The sequence below is a fragment of the Campylobacter sp. IFREMER_LSEM_CL2194 genome, assembly GCF_025771685.1.
GTDB lineage: Bacteria > Campylobacterota > Campylobacteria > Campylobacterales > Campylobacteraceae > Campylobacter_D.
On sequence record NZ_JAKMQS010000004.1, the window covers coordinates 25,783 to 40,183 of the forward strand.

The 14,401-nt window shown below is 30.5% G+C and carries 15 protein-coding genes; 8 read left to right on the forward strand and 7 right to left on the reverse strand.

Features of this window, described 5'->3' with window-relative positions; translation table 11 throughout:
* Positions 1-8 precede the first annotated feature (8 nt).
* Genes gyrB through L8V79_RS02635 form a run of 5 tightly spaced genes read left to right on the forward strand, consistent with a single transcriptional unit; the run spans position 9 to position 4,645 of the window.
* A complete protein-coding gene (gyrB, locus tag L8V79_RS02615; protein WP_115644741.1) occupies positions 9-2,327 on the forward strand; it encodes a DNA topoisomerase (ATP-hydrolyzing) subunit B in 2,319 nt (772 codons plus the stop codon).
* Positions 2,328-2,335: 8 nt separating this feature from the next.
* Complete coding sequence (locus L8V79_RS02620; RefSeq protein ID WP_263702388.1) at positions 2,336-3,328, forward strand: adenosine deaminase; 993 nt, start codon at positions 2,336-2,338, stop codon at positions 3,326-3,328.
* Positions 3,329-3,344: 16 nt separating this feature from the next.
* On the forward strand, positions 3,345-3,731 hold the full coding sequence (queF, locus tag L8V79_RS02625; RefSeq protein ID WP_263702389.1) for a preQ(1) synthase: 387 nt from the start codon (positions 3,345-3,347) through the stop codon (positions 3,729-3,731).
* Between the two features lie 53 nt (positions 3,732-3,784).
* A complete protein-coding gene (locus L8V79_RS02630) occupies positions 3,785-4,426 on the forward strand; it encodes a porin family protein (RefSeq protein WP_263702390.1) in 642 nt (213 codons plus the stop codon).
* A 9-nt stretch (positions 4,427-4,435) separates the two neighbouring features.
* Positions 4,436-4,645 (forward strand): alkylphosphonate utilization protein, encoded by a 210-nt coding sequence (locus L8V79_RS02635; RefSeq protein WP_039617052.1) that lies wholly within the window; start codon positions 4,436-4,438, stop codon positions 4,643-4,645.
* 13 nt (positions 4,646-4,658) lie between these two features.
* On the opposite strand, the gene thyX is transcribed toward L8V79_RS02635, so the two are convergent.
* Positions 4,659-5,291: an FAD-dependent thymidylate synthase gene (gene thyX / locus L8V79_RS02640; RefSeq protein WP_039617054.1), complete on the reverse strand. Its 633-nt coding sequence runs from the start codon at positions 5,289-5,291 to the stop codon at positions 4,659-4,661.
* Positions 5,292-5,391: 100 nt separating this feature from the next.
* On the opposite strand from thyX, the gene L8V79_RS02645 reads away from it, so the two are divergent.
* The 3 genes from L8V79_RS02645 to L8V79_RS02655 all read left to right on the forward strand — a co-directional run bounded on the left by L8V79_RS02645 (position 5,392) and on the right by L8V79_RS02655 (position 9,237).
* On the forward strand, positions 5,392-7,029 hold the full coding sequence (locus L8V79_RS02645; RefSeq protein ID WP_087699096.1) for a CTP synthase: 1,638 nt from the start codon (positions 5,392-5,394) through the stop codon (positions 7,027-7,029).
* The gene (recJ, locus tag L8V79_RS02650; protein WP_263702391.1) at positions 7,019-8,590 is read left to right on the forward strand and encodes a single-stranded-DNA-specific exonuclease RecJ; all 1,572 of its coding nucleotides are present in this window, start codon (positions 7,019-7,021) and stop codon (positions 8,588-8,590) included. Before L8V79_RS02645 ends, recJ begins: the two co-directional genes overlap by 11 nt.
* A gap of 68 nt (positions 8,591-8,658) precedes the next feature.
* On the forward strand, positions 8,659-9,237 hold the full coding sequence (locus tag L8V79_RS02655) for a lytic transglycosylase domain-containing protein (RefSeq protein ID WP_263679297.1): 579 nt from the start codon (positions 8,659-8,661) through the stop codon (positions 9,235-9,237).
* A 9-nt stretch (positions 9,238-9,246) separates the two neighbouring features.
* On the opposite strand, the gene prfA is transcribed toward L8V79_RS02655, so the two are convergent.
* The 6 genes from prfA to rsmA form a co-directional block, all read right to left on the reverse strand.
* Entirely contained in the window at positions 9,247-10,314 is a 1,068-nt protein-coding gene (gene prfA, locus L8V79_RS02660) for a peptide chain release factor 1 (protein ID WP_263663683.1), read from the reverse strand.
* 5 nt (positions 10,315-10,319) lie between these two features.
* Positions 10,320-10,583 (reverse strand): 30S ribosomal protein S20, encoded by a 264-nt coding sequence (rpsT, locus tag L8V79_RS02665; RefSeq protein ID WP_039617063.1) that lies wholly within the window; start codon positions 10,581-10,583, stop codon positions 10,320-10,322.
* An 83-nt stretch (positions 10,584-10,666) separates the two neighbouring features.
* Positions 10,667-10,807 carry a hypothetical protein gene (locus L8V79_RS02670; protein ID WP_257396458.1) on the reverse strand — a complete coding sequence of 47 codons (141 nt, stop codon included), beginning with the start codon at positions 10,805-10,807 and terminating at the stop codon, positions 10,667-10,669.
* Between the two features lie 63 nt (positions 10,808-10,870).
* The gene (locus tag L8V79_RS02675; RefSeq protein WP_263702392.1) at positions 10,871-11,632 is read right to left on the reverse strand and encodes a pseudouridine synthase; all 762 of its coding nucleotides are present in this window, start codon (positions 11,630-11,632) and stop codon (positions 10,871-10,873) included.
* Positions 11,633-11,641: 9 nt separating this feature from the next.
* Positions 11,642-13,600 (reverse strand): ribonuclease J, encoded by a 1,959-nt coding sequence (locus L8V79_RS02680; protein WP_263661398.1) that lies wholly within the window; start codon positions 13,598-13,600, stop codon positions 11,642-11,644.
* Complete coding sequence (gene rsmA, locus L8V79_RS02685; protein WP_263702393.1) at positions 13,566-14,387, reverse strand: 16S rRNA (adenine(1518)-N(6)/adenine(1519)-N(6))-dimethyltransferase RsmA; 822 nt, start codon at positions 14,385-14,387, stop codon at positions 13,566-13,568. The genes L8V79_RS02680 and rsmA overlap by 35 nt, the downstream gene beginning before the upstream one ends.
* Between the last annotated feature and the right edge of the window lie 14 nt (positions 14,388-14,401).

Consider the following 14,401-nt stretch of genomic DNA (forward strand, 5'->3'; position numbering starts at 1 on the left):
GAAAATAAATGCAAGAAAATCAAAATTACGGCGCAGGAAATATTAAAGTTTTAAAAGGCTTAGAAGCTGTTAGAAAACGCCCTGGTATGTACATAGGTGATACCAATATAGGTGGTCTTCATCATATGATTTATGAAGTAGTGGATAATTCTATCGATGAAGCTATGGCAGGTTTTTGTGATACGATCAATGTAGAAATTACTACAGAAGGTTCTTGTATAGTAAGTGATAATGGTAGAGGAATTCCTGTAGGAATTCACCCTACTGAAAATATCCCTACTTTAACTGTAGTTTTAACCGTGCTTCATGCAGGTGGAAAATTTGATAAAGATACTTATAAAGTCTCAGGTGGTTTACATGGGGTTGGTGTGAGTGTTGTAAATGCTTTATCAAAAAAATTAGTTGCTACAGTACATAGAGATGGAGAAATTTACAGACAAGAATTTTCAGAAGGTAAAGTCACAAGTAATTTTGAAACCATAGGTAAAAGTAAAAAAACAGGGACAATCATAGAATTTTGGCCAGATGATCAAATTTTTGAAGTGACTGATTTTGATTATGAAATTTTAGCTAAAAGATTTCGTGAACTTGCATATTTAAATCCAAAAATTACTATAAATTTTAAAGATAACCGCGTAGGAAAAGCAGAAAGTTTTCATTTTGAAGGTGGTATAAGCCAGTTTGTTACAGATTTAAATAAAAAACAAGCTTTAACTAAGGCAATATTTTTCAATGTAGATGAAGAAGATGTAAATGTTGAAGTAGCATTGCTTTATAATGATAGTTACAGTGAAAATTTACTTTCTTTTGTAAATAATATCAAAACTCCAGATGGTGGAACGCACGAAGCAGGTTTTAGAATGGGCTTAACTCGTGTTATAAGTAATTACATTGAAGCAAATGCTAGTGCTAGAGAGAAAGATTCTAAAATCACAGGTGATGATGTAAGAGAAGGTTTGATAGCAGTAGTAAGTGTTAAAGTACCTGAACCGCAATTTGAAGGACAAACTAAAGGAAAATTAGGTTCAAGCTATGTTAGACCTATAGTTTCTAAGGCTTCTTTTGAATATTTGACAAAATATTTTGAAGAAAATCCTATTGAAGCAAAAGCTATCATGAATAAAGCTTTAATGGCAGCTCGTGGTAGAGAAGCAGCTAAAAAAGCTAGAGAATTAACAAGAAAAAAAGAAAGTTCAAGTGTAGGGACTTTACCAGGAAAATTAGCTGATTGTCAAAGTAAAGATCCAAGTGAAAGCGAAATTTATTTAGTTGAGGGTGATAGTGCGGGAGGTTCTGCAAAACAAGGTAGAGAAAGAACTTTCCAAGCGATTTTACCTTTAAGAGGTAAAATACTCAATGTTGAAAAAGCAAGACTAGATAAAATTTTAAAAAGTGAACAAATTCAAAATATGATCACAGCCTTTGGTTGTGGGATTGGTGATGAGTTTGATATAGAAAAACTAAGATATCATAAAATCATCATCATGACTGATGCTGATGTGGATGGTTCTCACATACAAACTTTGCTTTTAACATTTTTCTTCCGCTTTATGAATGATCTTGTAACAAATGGACATATTTATTTAGCTCAACCACCTTTATATCGCTATAAAAAAGGTCAGAAAAAAGAAATTTATCTAAAAGATGAAAAAGCTTTAAATGATTATTTGATCGAAACAGGTATAGAAAGCTCTACTTATGAGGGTATAGGATTAAACGATTTAAAAGATTTTCTAAAAATCGTTGCAGCTTATAGAAGTGTTTTAAAAGAATTAGAAAAAAGATTTAATGTGATTTCAGTGATTAGATATTTGATAGAAAATCCTGATTTAATAAAAGCTTCTAATGAAGAATTATTTAAAGTCATAAAAGAATTTTTAGAAAAACAAAATCACAATATCTTAAATTCATACATCAATGAAAATGAAATTCGTGTTTATGTACAAACTGAAAATGGCTTAGAAGAGCTTATCATCAATGATGATTTATTTGCTAATCCTTTATATGAAGAGGCAAATTATATTTATCAAAAAATCAAAGATAGAGATTTAAAATTTGATAAAGATATTTTAGAAATTTTAGATGAAGTTGAAAAAAATGCTAAAAAAGGTGCTTATATACAACGCTATAAAGGTCTTGGTGAGATGAATCCTGAACAACTTTGGGAAACAACTATGGATCCAAGTAATCGTCGTTTGTTAAAGATCACCATAGAAGATGCTCAAAGAGCAAATGATACTTTCAACCTTTTCATGGGTGATGATGTAGAACCACGCCGTGAGTACATACAAGCTCATGCTAAAGATGTTAAACATTTAGATGTTTGATTTATAAAATGAAAACTTTTTTACAAAATATCCCAAAAGTAGAATTACACTTACACATTGAAGGCTCATTAGAGCCTAAAATGATGTTTGAATTAGCTAAAAGAAATAACATCGTTTTAAAATATAAAAGCGAAGATGAGATAAAAAAAGCTTATGATTTTTCAAATTTACAAGATTTTTTAGATATATATTATCAAGGTGCAAATGTTTTACAAACCAAGCAAGATTTTTATGATTTAACCTTTGCTTATATGAAAAAGTGTAAAGAACAAAATATAGTTCATACTGAAATTTTCTTTGATCCTCAAACTCATACTACTAGAAATATACCTTTAAAAGATGTTATAGAAGGAATTTGGCAAGCTTTACAAAAAGCAAAAGAAGAATTTGGAATTTCAAGTTTTTTAATCGCTTGTATTTTAAGGCATTTAAGCGAGGATGAGGGTTTAAAAACTTTAGATGAGCTTTGTTTATATAAAGATAAAATCAAAGCCATAGGACTTGATAGTTCTGAAATCAATAATCCTCCTTTTAAATTTAAAAATTTATTTCAAAAAGCTAAAGAAGAAGGTTTTTTGTTAGTTATGCATGCGGGTGAAGAAGGAAGTAGTGAGTATATCAAACAAGCTTTAGAGCTTGGTGTAAGTAGAATAGATCATGGTGTAAGATGTGAAGAAGATTTAGAGCTTGTAAAACAATTAGCAAAAAGTCAAATTCCACTAACAATGTGTCCTTTATCAAATATAAAATTAAAAGTTTTTCAAAATATGCAAGAACATAATATTTTAAAACTTTTAAAACAAAATCTTTGTGTTTGTGTAAATTCAGATGATCCTGCGTATTTTGGTGGATATATCTTAGAAAATTTTATAGCCTTAGATGAAACTTTTAAGCTTAGTAAAGATGAGGTTAAAAAACTTTGTATTAATGCTGTAAATGCTTCTTTTTTACAAAAAACAGAGAAAGAAAAAATTAAAAATTTAATAAAAGAACAAAATTAATTTATAAGGATAAAAAATGAGATATGGTGAAAAAGAAATTAAAGAATTTAATGTAGAAAATATGGAAGTTTGGCCAAATGATGCTAAAAATGATTATGTGATTAAAATTACTTTGCCTGAATTTATGTGTTGTTGTCCACGTAGTGGATATCCTGATTTTGCTACGATTTACTTAGAATACATTCCAAATAAATTAGTAGTAGAACTTAAAGCAATCAAACTTTATATCAATACTTTTATGTATAGAAATGTTTCACATGAAGCAAGCATTAATGAAATTTATAATACTTTAAAAGAAAAACTTGATCCAAAATGGATAAAAGTAGTAGGCGATTTTAATCCTCGTGGTAATGTGCATACTGTGATTGAATGTAGATCTGACTTAGTAGTGCCACAAAATTAAATTTTTATTAAAAATAAAAGGATATATTAAGTCTTATTTTAAAGGAGGAAAATATGAAATTAAAATTATTTAGTTTAGTAGCAAGTGTTGCTTTGGTTTCAAATTTAGCTTTAGCTGATGAAAATTCGGGTTTGCTTTTAGGTATTGATGCAGGATGGTTCCATACCAAGGTAAAATCTGATCTTGATCATACTAAAAACAATAAAAAATTTAATGGTGATTTAGAAGGTGATGTTCCTGTTTTTGGTTTAAGAGTTGGTTATCGTTTTAGTGAAAACCATAGAATTTATGGTGCTTATAATTATTCAAGTGAATTTAGTGATGTAATCAATACCACAAGTTTTAAAATTGATGGAGAATTTACTACACATAAGTTTTTGCTTGGTTATGATTTTACTCCAAAAATTTTTGAAAAAACAAGAGCAGTTTTAGGTGTATATGGCGGTTATGCAAGAACGGATATGACTTTAAAAACAAGTATATTATCATTATCTCAAGACTTTGATGGTTATACTTATGGGGCAAAAATAGGTGCTTTATATGAGTTAAATCAAGCAAATGAAATTGAATTTGGTTTTAAAGCCGAACAAACTCATTACAATACAAGAAATTTCAGCACTGCTAATTCATCAAACTTTTATGATCCTAAACAAACAAATTATGGTTTATATCTAGGATATACTTATAAATTCTAAGGAGAATATATGCCAAAAGATGCAAATGGAACTGAGCTTAATGCAGGTGATAGTGTAAGTGTTGTGAAAGATTTGAAAGTAAAAGGTGCAAGCACTACTTTAAAGCGTGGCACGACTATAAAAAACATTAAACTTACAAACAAAGACACCGAAATTGAAGCTAAGGTAGATAAATTTGGTGTGATTGTTTTAAAAACCGAATTTCTTAAAAAAATATAGTAAAAATTCCCAATCAATCTTGGGAATTTTCTTCTTGATAAACACAATGTTTAAAAATAAATTGATGTTCCTCAGGCAAGTTTTCAAATAAAGCATTTGCGAGTTGTCTTATCTCCCAAAGGGCTGATTTTGAGCTTCTTAGAGTGATAAAATTTTGCAAACTTCTTGCATTAATCGTTAAAGTTAATTCTGTTTTATAGCTTTCTGGTAAGCAGTATTTTGCTATGTCTAAACTAATGCTATTTTGCAAAATCAAACGCAGATTTTCTAAAGCTTTGATACTTGCATTATCTACCACTTCATTTCCGGTTAATACCAAGTATCTTTTAGCATTTTCAAAGTCATTTTCTTTAAATTCACTTTCATTTCTTAGTTCTTTTAAAGTATATCTTGTGCTTTTTACGCTAGGACTAGTGTGGCGGTGTCTTGCAACTTCTTGTAAGCATGCTCTTGAAATACCTTGTATATAAAAAGTATAGTTTAAATGCTCTAAGGTTGAAGCATGTTTGAATTTATTTCCCACACGATCGATTAATTCTTTGTCTTTCTCACCACCACAATCGCCTTTGTCAAAACTTTGCCAACATGTTCTTGTCGCATGAGAGCATACAGAAAGTGGAGTATGATTTAATAATGTGATTTTCATCGAAAATTTCCTTCAAAAATAATTGAATTTTACACAAATGTTTATAAAAATAAAATTTTTTATTCGTTATAATTTCAAAAAAAGAAATTAAGGTTATTTTATGAAATTAAAACAAACTAAGTATATTTTTGTAACCGGTGGTGTTTTAAGCTCATTAGGAAAAGGTATAGCAGCAGCTTCTATAGCTACGATTTTAAAAAATTCAGGTTTAAAAGTAAGTATTTTAAAAGCAGATCCTTATATCAATGTTGATCCTGGTACGATGAGTCCTTTAGAGCATGGGGAAGTTTTTGTTACAGATGATGGAGCTGAGACAGATTTAGACTTAGGACATTATGAGAGATTTTTAAATGAAAGCTTATCTCAGGATAATAACTTCACAACAGGAAGAGTTTATCAAAGTGTTATAGAAAAAGAAAGAAGAGGAGATTATTTAGGAAAAACTATACAAGTAATCCCTCATATAGTTGATGAGATAAAAGATCGCATTAAAAAGGCCGGAGTTGATAAAGATATTTTAATTGTTGAAATAGGTGGCACAGTAGGAGATATAGAAGGCTTGCCATTTTTAGAAGCCATTAGAGCTTTAAAGCTTGAAGTGGGTAAATATAATGCTATTAATATTCACTTAACTTTAGTGCCATTTATCAAAGCAGCAGGAGAACTTAAAACAAAACCAACTCAACATAGCGTGGGAGAATTACGCCGTATAGGTATAAGCCCTGATATGATCATTTGTAGAAGTGAAAAATCTTTAGATAGAGAGTTAAAAGACAAAATCGCAATTTCATGTGGAGTTGAAAAAAACTGCGTTATAGAAAGTGTGGATGCAGCTAGTATTTATCAAATTCCATTAAATTTTTTAAAACAAGATATTTTAAACTCTATTGCAAGTTTATTAGATCTTCAAAATTTAAAGCCAAATATGAATGAATGGGATTCTTTAGTAAAAAGAGTCATCGCTCCAAGTAATGAACTTAGCATTGCTTTTGTAGGAAAATATGTAGATTTAAAAGAAAGCTATAAAAGTTTAACAGAAGCCATTATCCATGCAGGTGCAGCACTTGATGCAAGAGTAAATTTAAAATGGATCGATAGTGAAAAATTAGAAAATGCAAATATCGAAGAAAGCTTTAAAGATGTAAGTGGGATTTTAGTAGCAGGTGGTTTTGGTTATCGTGGGGTAGAAGGAAAAATCAAAGCCATACAATATGCAAGAGAAAATAAAATTCCATTTTTAGGAATTTGTTTGGGTATGCAGCTTTCTTTAGTGGAATTTGCACGCAATGTTTTAAAACTTGAAGATGCTAATTCTCATGAATTTAATCCAAATTGTAAAAATCCTATCATCTTTTTGATTGATGAATTTATTGACGCAAGTGGGGAAAAGCAAATTAGAACAAGTAAAACTCCACTTGGTGGAACTATGCGTCTTGGGGCTTATGAGTGTCATATCAAGCCAAATACACTTTTAAGTAAGGTTTATGATAATCAAAAAAGCGTAAAAGAACGCCACCGCCACCGTTATGAAGCCAATCCAAAATACAAAGAAATGTTTGAGAAAAATGGGCTTATTATAAGTGGGGAAAATGAAGGTTTAGTTGAGGCTGTGGAACTTAAAGATCATCCATTTTTCTTAGCAGTGCAGTTTCACCCTGAATTTACTTCACGCTTAGTTAGGGTTAATCCGGCTATTTTTTCTTTTATCAAGGCATCTTTAACAAATCATGCTAAATAAAGCCAAAATAAAAGAAATTTTACACCAGCGTTTTATCAATGATACACATGTAAAGCTTTGTGATTTACCTATGCCATCTTGTTTAAAAGATGTCTATAAGGGTGCTTTACGTATTAAAGAAGCGATTGAAAAAAATCAAAAGCTTGCTATTGTTGGGGATTATGATGTAGATGGGGTGATTTCTTGTGTGATTTTATCTGAATTTTTTGATGATATCGGATATGACTATGTGGTAAAAATTCCAAATCGTTTTAAAGATGGATATGGTCTAAATGAAGAAATCATCAATGAACTTGATGGGGTAGATTTAATCATCACTGTAGATAATGGCATAGCAGCATTTGATGCAGCAGAACTTTGTTTACAAAAAGGAATTGATTTAATCATTACTGATCATCATATGCCTCCAGCTACTTTACCAAAAGCTTATGCGATCATTAATCCTAAACAACAAGATTGTGATTTTCCTGATATTGAAATTTGTGGGGCTCAAGTGGCTTGGTATTTAGTCGCTGCTATAAAAGAAGTATGTAAGATTAATTATAATATGTGTAAATTTATAGAGCTTTTATCAATTGCAATTATCGCAGATATGATGGAGCTTAGAGATTTAAACAGAGCCTTAGTTAGAAAAGGTATAGAGTGTATTAATGATTCAAAACGAGTGGCATTTAAAGCGATTAAGCAGTATTTTGGTAAGGATAAATTTGAACTTGACAATATCAGCTTTTTAATCGCACCTTTGATTAATAGTGCAGGAAGAATGGATGATGCGATTATTTCTTATAAATTTTTACATTCTAAAAATATTGATGAGGTTATGGGTTATTTAGAACAAATCATTACTTATAATAATAGCCGTAAAGATGAAGAACGTGAGCTTTTTAAGCAGTGTTTAGAACAAGTTGATGAAAATGATCCTGTGATTATTGTCAATGGCCAAAATTGGCATGAAGGTGTTTTGGGTATAGTTGCAAGTCGTTTGGCAAAGCATTTTAACAAACCTGCCTTTGTTTTTTCAGAATGTGAGCAAAAGGCTAAAGCTAGCGTTAGAAGTGTGGGTAGGATAGATATTTTAAATGTTATAGAACAAGCTAAAGAATTTGTTTTAAGCTATGGTGGACATAAAGGTGCAGCTGGAGTTTTAGTAGAGCTTGAAAAATTTGGTGTTTTTAAAAGTAGGCTTTATGAAATTTGTCAAAATATCCCTAAAGATGACTTTTATAATGCTGATGAGGTTTTAGGTAGTATTGATCCAAATGAAGTTGATTTTGAACTTTTAGAGATATTAGAATTTTTTGAGCCTTTTGGGCATAAAAATCCAAGGCCATATTTTAAATTTGACAAGCTTTTTGTAAAAAATAAAAGAAAGCTAGGTAAAGATGAAAATCATATGAAGCTTATTTTAACTCAAGGAAATAAAACTCTAGAAGCTTTATTTTTTAATTTTGACTATGAGCCAGAACTTGGAGAAAGCATTGATCTTATAGCTAGTGTTTCTAAAAATAATTTTAGAGGATTAATCACCCCACAACTTACTATAAAAGAAATTCTTAGATAATTCATTAACTTAGCTACATAGTTTTTATTTATAAATTTGCTATAGTATAAGTAATATAAAGGAGTAAAATGTTAAAAAATTTTTTATTGTTAGTAGTATTTTTTAATTTTACTTTTGCTTTTGATACAAAAATTTTTATAGGCGATACTTATATACCTGAAGATTTTTATAAGTACGATAAAGACTTTAAAACTGCAGCTAGAAAGTACAATATACCGACGGCTTTACTCAAAGCCATAGCTTTAACAGAAAATGCAGCTTATAAGCATAATATCACTAGCAAAAATAAAAATCAAACAAGAGATTATGGCTTAATGCAAATCAATAGCATTCATTTAAAACGCTATGGGATTAGTGAGAGTGAGATTGTAAAAGCTAGTGTAAATATTGACATAGCAGCGAGATTACTTCATGAGATTATACAAAAACATGGCTTTAGTTGGAATGCTATTGGAAGGTATCATTCAGCAAATGATAAATATAAAAATATTTGGCTTGATAAAGTGATGAAAAATTTAGTTGCTATAGTTTTAAAAGATAGTAAAGATCTTTTTATAATGGAAAAATTCAGAGCTTTTAAACTTGCTTCTCTTTTGATAAATGTGGATAAAAAACAATATAGAATTTTATTAGCAAGTAATAATTAAAACAAGAAATTATAAATTTTCTTGTTTTAAAGCTTCTGCTTGGTAATAAGCGATTAATGGCTCGATGATCTCATCAAAAAGACCACCTTCCAAAATCGCATCAAGTCTATATAAAGTAAGATTTATTCTATGATCGCTAATTCTATTTTGAGGGAAATTATAAGTGCGTATGCGTTCGCTTCTATCACCGCTTCCAACTTGAGATTTTCTTGCCTGGCTTTCTTTTGCTAAGCGTTCTTGTTCTTGCATTTCAAAAAGTCTTGCTTTTAAGACTTTCATAGCACTTTCTTTGTTTTTATGCTGGCTTTTGCCATCTTGATTTACCACAACTATACCTGTTGGAATATGAGTAATTCTTACAGCACTATCTGTGGTATTAACACTTTGTCCACCATGACCGCTACTACGCATTACATCGATTTTTAAATCATTTGGATTGATTTGAATTTCAACATCATCAACTTCTGGCATAATAGCCACTGTAATAGCTGAAGTATGAACTCTACCTTGAGATTCTGTTTCAGGTACTCTTTGAACTCTGTGCGTTCCACCTTCGTATTTTAATCTTGAATAAGCTCCATTTCCTTTGATGAGAATGATAATTTCTTTAAATCCCCCTACACTACCCTCGCTAGAACTTACGATTTCGTATTTGTAATCACGATTTTCAGCATAGCGTATATAAGCTTTTACTAAGTCCCCAACAAATAAAGAAGCTTCATCTCCTCCTGTTCCAGCACGAATTTCTAAAAATATATTTTTATCATCGTTTGGATCTTTAGGCAATAAAAGAATTTTTAATTCTTCTTCAAGTTGTGGTTTTAAGACTTCGAGATTTTTAAGCTCTTCTTTTGCAAGCTCCCCTAGTTCTGCATCAGATAAAAGAATTTTATTTTCTTCGATTTCATCTAAAGTTTTAAGGTATTCTTTTGCTTTTTCTACTATGGGTTCTAAATTCTTTTGCTCTTTAGATAGAGCTGTCATTTTAGAAATATCATTAGAGATATTAACATCGCTAAGAAGAGTATTTAGCTCATCAAAGCGTGTTAAAAAAGGTTTGAGTTTATCAGCTAACATTAAAATTATGCTAATTTATTTACCAATAATGCTAATCTACTCACACGGCGTGATGCAGTTTGTTTTTTCAAAAATCCACGGCTTACCATAGCGTGAATGCTTTTATTAGCTACTTTTAGTGCATTTTGTGCAGCTTCTTTGTCATTGTTTGCTGCTGCTTCGCGAACCGCTTTTGTAATGTTTTTTAATCTTGTTCTATAAAATCTATTTCTTTCAGTTCTTTTGATAGTTTGTCTTGCTCTTTTTTCAGCAGATTTATGGTTTGCCATAATTTTCCTTTTTTATATAAATTAAATTGCTAATTATACAAGATTAAAATTAAAATTTAATTAATTTAAGTAATTTTAAAGTATCAATTAATCATATTCATGGCTTTTACTATGCAAGATTTTTGATCTTGACATTGATTTTCTAATTTTTCCGCAAGAGTTTCTTCATGTGTGACTGCAATAAAAACCATAATTACACTAAAAAGAGTAGTTAGAATTTTCATTAATTTTTCCTTTTTTAAATATTTTGAAAAATTATAAAAATTCTTTGTGGAAATAATGTGAATTTAATATTTTATATTATTTGTCTTTAAAAAATCGCGTAGTTTTTCATACTCGCCATTTTCCAAATAACGATATTTTCCTGCTTTTAACATACCAAGATCTAATGCTCCAAAAGCTACTCTTTTAAGATCCATCACTTCTAAATCAAAATGCCCAAAAAAGCGTCTTAGTTCTCTATTTTTACCTTCATTAATGATTACTTTTAGCTTTGTATAGCCACCACTTGAGCCAAAAATTTCAAAGCCTAAAAATGGAGCAAAACTCATTGAGGTTATTTTAGTTTTAGCATGAGCTCCTTTTTTTTCATTTTGAATTTCTAAGCCATTTTGCATAGCTTCGATAACATTTTTATCTATATTACCTTTTACTTTTAAGTAATATTCTCTTTCTAAATCACTATGCATAAGCGCATCTGCTATCACAGGTGAATCAGTTAGTAAAAGCAATCCCTCGCTTGCAAAGTCAAGCCTTCCTACACTAAGCCAAGTGCTAAATTGTTTTGGTAAAGTATGATAGATGGTTTTTCTACCTCTATCATCTTTTTTACTAACTATTTCACCTTTTTGTTTATGATAAATGATGACTGAAAATTGTGTTTTTTTATGGAGTTTTTTACCATTGATAAAAACTTTATCTTCAGTATTTACGCTATCACTTAGCAAGGCCGTTTTTTTATTGATTTTTACTAAGCCTTGCTTGATTAGCTCATCAGCCTCACGGCGAGAATATTTGCTATTGTGTGAGATGAATTTATTAATTCTCATAATTTTTCTTTACATCACAAAAATAGTTGGTACTATGGTTGGATATTTCTTGATTTTTCTAAAAATATGCTTTCTTAGTACTTGTCTAATTTGAGCTTCTAAAACTTTTGGATTATCTAAAATTTCATCTTTTACATTTGGGAAAAATTGACTTAAAACATCACTCATTTCTTTTGAGAATGCTCCGTCTTGTTTATCAGCTACCAAGCCATAACTAAATACTCTTGGTTTATTAATTAGTGTTTTACTTGCTTTATCAAGCTGGGCGATGATGACAACTATGCCACTATCTGCTAGTTTTTGTCTATCAATTACCACATCATCTGCGATTTGTTTGTTGATTTGATTATCTACAAAGACTTTTCCTGTTTTAACTGTTTTAACGCGTTTGATGTATTTTTGACAAAGCTCTACTTGATCCCCATCACTCATTAAGTAGATATTTCTTTCAGGTATACCACATTTTAGAGCGGTTTCTTTGTGTTTATTGATATGATTATATTCTCCATGCACTGGTAAGAAAAATTTAGGTTTTACCAAAGTTAGCATGAGTTTTTGTTCTTCTATACTAGCATGTCCGCTTACATGGATTTCGCTAAATTCTTGATAGGCTACTTTGGCCCCTGCTTTTAAAAGAAAATCAAGCACAGCAGAAACATTTGCTTCATTACCTGGTATTGCTTTAGCTGAAATGATAACTTGATCGCTAGGTTTGATTTTGATAAATTTATGCTCATCAGTTGCCATTCTATATAAAGCACTCATAGTCTCACCTTGACTTCCTGTGGTGACAATTAGCACTTCATTGTCTTTGTATTTGCTTACTTCATCAGCGTCAATGAAAATTTTTCTATCAAGTTTGATATAGCCAAGTTCCATAGTGGTATAGAGATTTCTTTCCATAGAACGCCCTATAACACACACTTTTCTGCCGTATTTTAAACCATAGCTAATAGCTTGATATACACGGTGGATATTAGAACTAAAGGTGCTCATGATCACCCTGCCTTTAGTTTTAGCAAAAATTTGATCAAAAGTAGGACCTACGGAGCTTTCACTTTTTGTATAACCTTCTTTATATGAGTTTGTGCTATCACTTAAAAGACAAAGCACGCCTTCTTCGCCATATTGAGCTAAACGACTTAAATCCGTTGGATAGCCATCAATTGGTGTTTGATCTATTTTAAAATCGCCAGTGTGTATGATGGTTCCTGCTTTAGTTTTAATAGCCAAAGCACAAGCATCGATGATAGAGTGGGTTATGTGAATCCATTCTAAATTAAATTCACCTATTTCATAAATTTGTCTTTTTGTTATAGGTCTAAACCATTTACGCTCAGCCTTTAAACCATGCTCTTCAAATTTATTTGAAATCATACCTAGTGCTAAAGGTGTTGCGTAGATAGGAAATTGAAATTCTTTGAAAAAATATGGCACAGCACCGATGTGATCTTCATGAGCATGAGTGATGATGATAGCACGAATTTTGTTTTTAATCTTTCTTACATAGTCAAAATCAGGTATGATAATATCTACTCCATGCATAGTTCCATCTGGAAAACTCATACCTATATCAATGATAATCGCATCATTATTAGTTTCAAAAACAGTGATATTTCCACCGATTTCCCCAAGCCCGCCCAAAGGTGTAATACGAATTTTATGTTCGCTTGAGTTGTTGTGTTTTAAAGGGTGAAGTCTTAGCTCGTGCATGATTTTATTAGCTTCTATACTTTTGGCAAGTTCTATTTGCCATTCTTCATTACCACTTAATTTAGATGGTAAATTTCTATTTTTTTTCTTTTTCTTTTTTTCTTCGCTAGCTTCAGTTTGAGCATTTTCTACTTTTGTTTCATTTTTAATTTCGCTATTTTGCTCTTGATTTTGTGAATCTTTTTTTCTTTTGTTTCTAAATTTATTAAATCTTTTAGTTTTATTTTGTTCTTGAGTTTTGTTTTCTTCGCTCATAGTCATCCTTTAAATGGTCATAAATTTTAAGGTATGAATCAACGCTAATTTCATGAGCTCTTGAGGTAGAAGAGATGTCTAGTGCTTCAAATGCTTTTAGAATTTTTTCTTTTTTATTTTTAAAATTAGATAAGAGTTGTTTTCTAGGATTTTGAAAACAAGCTCTAAGAAATTCTTTAAAAGCTTCTATATTTTCACATTTTTGCTGATAATGAGTAGTTTTTATTAACTTCATTACAGCTGAAGTAACTTTTGGTGGAGGATTAAAGCTTTGTGGTTGTATATCAAAAAGCATTTGTCTTTGGCATATTAATGCACAAAGCACCCCTAAGGCCGAAAAATTACTTTCTTTTTCATTCGCACAAAATTTCTGTGCCACTTCTTTTTGCACCATTACTATAAGCCCAAGGCAATTTTGATCTTCTAGGGCTTTTAAAATCAAATTTGTAGCAATATAATATGGTAAATTTGCTACTAAAAAGTACTCTTTATCGCTTAAACTTCCTTGATCAAAAGCATCACTTGCATTTTGATGAATAAGCTCAAAATTTCCACCTTCAATCTCATTTTGAAATTTTTTATTTAAAATAGGAATCAAATCTTTATCAATCTCATAAGCTCTAATATGAGCTTGTGGAATTTTCAAAAGTTCTTGCGTTAAATCACCTAAGCCAGGCCCAATCTCAACTATATTTTTAGTATCTTTGGGTATGGCTTGGATGATTTTATCTACCACGCTTTTATCACATAAAAAATTTTGCCCAAAATGTTTTTTTGCTTTTATCATAAATTTATTTTATC

Excerpts from the sequence above, each read along its gene's own strand:
- gyrB (WP_115644741.1), top strand. The coding sequence starts at position 9 with ATGCAAGAAAATCAAAATTACGGCGCAGGAAATATTAAAGTTTTAAAA.
- L8V79_RS02620 (WP_263702388.1), top strand. The coding sequence starts at position 2,336 with ATGAAAACTTTTTTACAAAATATCCCAAAAGTAGAATTACACTTACAC.
- queF (WP_263702389.1), top strand. The coding sequence starts at position 3,345 with ATGAGATATGGTGAAAAAGAAATTAAAGAATTTAATGTAGAAAATATG.
- L8V79_RS02630 (WP_263702390.1), top strand. The coding sequence starts at position 3,785 with ATGAAATTAAAATTATTTAGTTTAGTAGCAAGTGTTGCTTTGGTTTCA.
- L8V79_RS02635 (WP_039617052.1), top strand. The coding sequence starts at position 4,436 with ATGCCAAAAGATGCAAATGGAACTGAGCTTAATGCAGGTGATAGTGTA.
- thyX (WP_039617054.1), bottom strand. The coding sequence starts at position 5,291 with ATGAAAATCACATTATTAAATCATACTCCACTTTCTGTATGCTCTCAT.
- L8V79_RS02645 (WP_087699096.1), top strand. The coding sequence starts at position 5,392 with ATGAAATTAAAACAAACTAAGTATATTTTTGTAACCGGTGGTGTTTTA.
- recJ (WP_263702391.1), top strand. The coding sequence starts at position 7,019 with ATGCTAAATAAAGCCAAAATAAAAGAAATTTTACACCAGCGTTTTATC.
- L8V79_RS02655 (WP_263679297.1), top strand. The coding sequence starts at position 8,659 with ATGTTAAAAAATTTTTTATTGTTAGTAGTATTTTTTAATTTTACTTTT.
- prfA (WP_263663683.1), bottom strand. The coding sequence starts at position 10,314 with ATGTTAGCTGATAAACTCAAACCTTTTTTAACACGCTTTGATGAGCTA.
- rpsT (WP_039617063.1), bottom strand. The coding sequence starts at position 10,583 with ATGGCAAACCATAAATCTGCTGAAAAAAGAGCAAGACAAACTATCAAA.
- L8V79_RS02670 (WP_257396458.1), bottom strand. The coding sequence starts at position 10,807 with ATGAAAATTCTAACTACTCTTTTTAGTGTAATTATGGTTTTTATTGCA.
- L8V79_RS02675 (WP_263702392.1), bottom strand. The coding sequence starts at position 11,632 with ATGAGAATTAATAAATTCATCTCACACAATAGCAAATATTCTCGCCGT.
- L8V79_RS02680 (WP_263661398.1), bottom strand. The coding sequence starts at position 13,600 with ATGAGCGAAGAAAACAAAACTCAAGAACAAAATAAAACTAAAAGATTT.
- rsmA (WP_263702393.1), bottom strand. The coding sequence starts at position 14,387 with ATGATAAAAGCAAAAAAACATTTTGGGCAAAATTTTTTATGTGATAAA.